The sequence below is a fragment of the Comamonas sp. genome, assembly GCF_036666375.1.
Lineage (GTDB): Bacteria > Pseudomonadota > Gammaproteobacteria > Burkholderiales > Burkholderiaceae_C > Comamonas.
In genome coordinates this window covers 1-2,625 of the sequence record NZ_JAVWWA010000213.1, presented here as the reverse complement: position 1 = coordinate 2,625, position 2,625 = coordinate 1, and the positions used below count along the sequence as shown (strand labels likewise).

Genomic DNA, 2,625 nt, shown 5'->3' with positions numbered 1-2,625 from the left:
GTGCAGCCTATGCACCAGGCTTCGTCGATCACCGCCAGCGTGCGCTGCGACTCGAGGCCGTGTTCGGCCGAAAGCGGCAGCGGCGGCCGTCCGGTGAGCGCCGAAAGCCGCGCAATGCCCTCGGCTCCGCCGGGCGGGCATTGGTTGATGGGCGCGGCATCTTCGGCGATCGCCTGCGCATAGGCCGCGCAGTCGGGATAACCGCAGCGCGTGCACTGGGTCTGCGGCAAGGCGGCGTCGATGCGAGCCGCCAGGCCTTGTAAGGCGGAGGCTGGCATGACGCGTCCCCCTGTCAGTTGCGGCGTGATCCGCGTGTCGTACGCGGTTTCGCTTTGGCGGGCTCGGGAGCACGCGCCTGCGGGCCTTCGGTCGTTGCCAGGGCTGGTTCCTCGGCGCGTTCAAGTGCCGTTTCCAGCACGGTCTTGGGCGTTTCAGGCGGCGTCACATGCGCAACTTCCAGCGCTGCTTCGGCTGCCGGGCTGTCCAGCGCCGCTGCGGGAGCGAGCGCGGGCGCCGTTTCCACCGGCGTCACCGCAGCCTGGCGGGCCGCAGCCGGGCGCATGGGCAGGGCGTCGTGGCCCACGCCGTCGTCGACCGCAACCTCTGGCTGCTTGTGGTAGGCCAGGATGAAGTCGCGCACTTGCGGGTAGACCGTTTCGCGCCAGCGGCGGCCGCTGAAGATGCCGTAGTGGCCCGCGCCCTCGACTTCGAGGTGGCGCTGCTTGTCGGCCGGCACGCCGGTGCACAGGTCGTGCGCGGCCCGCGTCTGGCCCGCGCCCGATATGTCGTCGAGTTCGCCTTCAACCGTCAGAATGGCGCTGCTCGTGATGTCCTGCGGGCGCACGCGCTCGACCTGGCCGTCCGGCGACTTCACATCCCAGGTGCCCTTGACCAGCGAGAAATCCTGGAACACGGTGTAGATCGTCTCCAGGTAATAGGCCGCGTCCATGTCGAGCACGGCGTTGTACTCGTCGTAGAACTTGCGGTGGGCTTCGGTACTGGTGTCGTCGCCCTTGAGCAGGTTCTTGAAGTAATCGTAGTGGCTGGTCGCATGCCGGTCGGGGTTCATCGCGACGAAGCCCGTGTGCTGCAGGAAGCCCGGATACACGCGCCGGCCTGCGCCGGGATAGTTCGAAGGCACTTCGTGGATCACATTGGTCTCGAACCACTCGTAGCTGTTGGTGGTCGCGAGATTGTTCACCGCGGTCGGCGAGCGGCGCGCATCGATGGGGCCGCCCATCATGGTCAGCGTCAGCGGCGTGGTTTCGCCGCGGCTGGCCATCAGCGATACCGCAGCGAGCACCGGAACGGTGGGCTGACACACGCTGACCACATGGCAGTTGCCATACTTGCCCTGCAGATGACGGATGAACTCCTGTACATAGTTCACATAGTCATCGAGGTGGAAAACGCCCTGGTCCATGGGAACCAGGCGCGCGTTTTTCCAGTCGGTGATGTAGACCTTGTGATCCGCCAGCATGCTGCGCACGGTGTCGCGCAGCAGCGTTGCATAGTGGCCCGACAACGGCGCCACCACCAGCACCACTGGTTGGGCCAGCATGGTGTCGAGCGTCGCCGAGTCGTCGGTGAAGCGCTTGAAGCGCCTCAGCTCGCAGAACGGCTTGTCGATCTCCACGCGCTCCATGATGGTCACGCCCACGCTGCCGACATCCACCGTGGTGATGCCGAACTGCGGCTTTTCGTAGTCCTTGCCCAGTCGGTGGAACAGTTCGAACCCCGCGGAAATACGTTGGGACAGCGGTGTTTGGCTGAAGGGCGACGATGGATTGCTGTACAGCTTGGAAGCTGCAAGTGCAAAGTCGGCGAAGGGCTCCACGAGGGAGCGCTGAGTTTCATACATTTGGTAAAGCATGGGCAAGACCTTGTTATGTTGCAGTGCAATATAGCAGTTGTCTGGCATCAAGGTGCAAGACTGTGCGACACCGACGTCCGTCATTCGGAAGAAAGCGACACAGAGACCCTTCTTGTCACATGCCAGCGCTATGGGTCTCAGCCTATGGTGCCGTTTTCCGCGCCACGCGGCTGGCGCGCGATCGCCATCACTTCGTGCGCCGGCAGGCCCTTGAGGCGGTGATCGCTCCACACCTGGCGCCAGCGGCGCGCACCCGCGAGCCCGTGGCGCAGGCCCAGCATATGGCGCGCCACGCTGTACCAGTGGGTGCCGTGCTCCAGCGCTTCGCGCTCCATGTACTCGACCATCTGCTCCTCGACGGCTTCGCGCGTCAGTTCGCTGGGCGCAGCACCATAGAACTGTGCATCCCAGCTCGCGAGCCACCAGGGGTTGTGATAGGCCTCGCGCCCGACCATCACGCCATCGACCACCTCGAGCTGCTCGGCGACGGCCGCGCTGTCCTTGAAGCCGCCGTTGATGGCGATGGTCAGCTGCGGAAAATCGCGCTTGAGCTGGGCCACGACGTCATAGCGCAGCGGCGGCACTTCGCGGTTTTCCTTGGGCGAGAGTCCCTTGAGCCAGGCATTGCGTGCGTGCACGATGAACACTTCGCAGCCGGCTTCGGCCACGGTGCCTATGAAGTCGCGCACGAAGTCATAGCTTTCGCTCTTGTCTATGCCTATGCGGTGCTTGACGGTCACGGGAATCTGCAC

3 protein-coding genes are annotated in these 2,625 nt (G+C 64.7%); all 3 read right to left on the bottom strand.

Annotated elements, in window-relative coordinates:
* Positions 1 to 278 (bottom strand): RnfABCDGE type electron transport complex subunit B (locus RR928_RS24700; RefSeq protein ID WP_332684720.1); only part of this gene is annotated, 278 nt, incomplete at its 3' end.
* 14 nt (positions 279 to 292) lie between these two features.
* Entirely contained in the window at positions 293 to 1,873 is a 1,581-nt protein-coding gene (gene phaZ, locus RR928_RS24695) for a polyhydroxyalkanoate depolymerase (protein WP_332535756.1), read from the bottom strand.
* Positions 1,874 to 2,010: 137 nt separating this feature from the next.
* On the bottom strand, positions 2,011 to 2,625 hold a 615-nt coding region (gene dusA, locus RR928_RS24690), incomplete at its 5' end, for a tRNA dihydrouridine(20/20a) synthase DusA (RefSeq protein WP_332684718.1).

Coding starts and splice junctions, on each gene's coding strand:
- phaZ (WP_332535756.1), bottom strand. CDS start 1,873: ATGCTTTACCAAATGTATGAAACTCAGCGCTCCCTCGTGGAGCCCTTC.